We start from the raw sequence: 1,401 nt of genomic DNA, 5'->3' as shown, positions 1-1,401 counted from the left end.
ATCCCTTTTTAAATATCCATTTTTACATATTTTAGTGTAACTTTAACAAAGTGGACGAATTTTCCACTTTATTAATTTTATAAATTCATACGCTTAATTTTAAATTCTTCCTTCAAAATATATTTGAAATTGTGAAATCATTTGCCCCCAATCTCTTTGACGGCTTGTCCATTTTTTAGTAATGTCTTGTGTTGCTAAGTAAAGCATCTTTAGTAAACTATCATCTGTTGGGAAAACTGACTTGTTTTTTGTGACTTTTCTTAGCTGCCTATTGTATCCTTCGATTGTATTTGTAGTATAAATTAAGGTTCTTATTTCTTGAGGATATTTAAAATATGTTGATAATCTAGACCAGTTATTTTTCCAAGATATTGCAATCTTTGGATATTTTTTACCCCATTTTTCGTCGAATAACTCTAAGTTTAATAGCGCGCTCTCTTCTGTAGTCGCTTTATACACTAGCTTTAGATCAGCGATTAAAGCCTTTATATCTTTATATGATACAAATTGTGTAGAACTTCTTATCTGATGAATTATGCATTGCTGAATTTGAGTTTGAGGATAGACAGCTTCTATAGCATTGGCAAACCCTATAAGTCCATCAACACAAGCAATTAATATATCTTCAACTCCTCTTGATTTAAGTTCATTCAGTTTACTAAGCCAAAACTTAGCAGATTCATTTTCTCCAACCCACATTCCAATAACATCTTTCTCTCCAGATGAACTAATTCCAATAGCTATGTATACAGCTTTTTTTACAATTTGTCCTTCACTTCTTACATGATAGTGGATAGCATCCATAAAAACAATTGGATAAACTGCCTCTAAGGGACGAGTTTGCCATTCTTTAACAAGAGGAAGGATCTTATCAGTAATTCTAGTAATAGAACTATCCGAAACTTGATAACCATAGATTTCTTCGATATGTGACTCAATATCACTAGTTGTCATTCCTTTAGCATACATAGAAATTATTTTAGCTTCTAAGTCTTGCCCAATTGTATTTTGATGTTTTTTGACAACTTGAGGTTCGTATTCGCCATTTCTATCACGGGGAACATTAACCTCAATTTCACCAGCGCTACTTTTAAGTTTCTTAGAGCTATAGCCATTTCTTGAGTTGTTAGAATCTTTATTTCGATAGTCATACTTAGTATATCCTAACTCCTCTTCTAGCTCTCCTTGATAAAACTCTTCTATCATAACCTTCATCATATCTTTAAAAAAAGTATTAAGATCATCAGGACTAGAGATAGGATTTTGTTTCAAAAATTCTCTCACTTTAATTCTTTTTTGCTTTTCTTCTTCAGACATATTTCTTCTCATAAAAAAACCTCCAAGTTAGATAATTTAATATTACCCCAACTTGAAGGTTTACACAAATATTTAATTAGACCC

General features: G+C 31.3%; 1 protein-coding gene. It reads right to left on the bottom strand.

The genetic code is table 11. The features are described from left to right. Positions 1 to 99: 99 nt before the first annotated feature. The gene (locus HMPREF0202_RS01985) at positions 100 to 1,317 is read right to left on the bottom strand and encodes an IS256 family transposase (protein WP_221892802.1); all 1,218 of its coding nucleotides are present in this window, start codon (positions 1,315 to 1,317) and stop codon (positions 100 to 102) included. Positions 1,318 to 1,401: the final 84 nt, after the last annotated feature.

The sequence above is a fragment of the Cetobacterium somerae ATCC BAA-474 genome, assembly GCF_000479045.1.
Classification (GTDB): Bacteria; Fusobacteriota; Fusobacteriia; order Fusobacteriales; family Fusobacteriaceae; genus Cetobacterium_A; species Cetobacterium_A somerae.
This window is presented reverse-complemented; position numbering and strand designations above follow the sequence as displayed.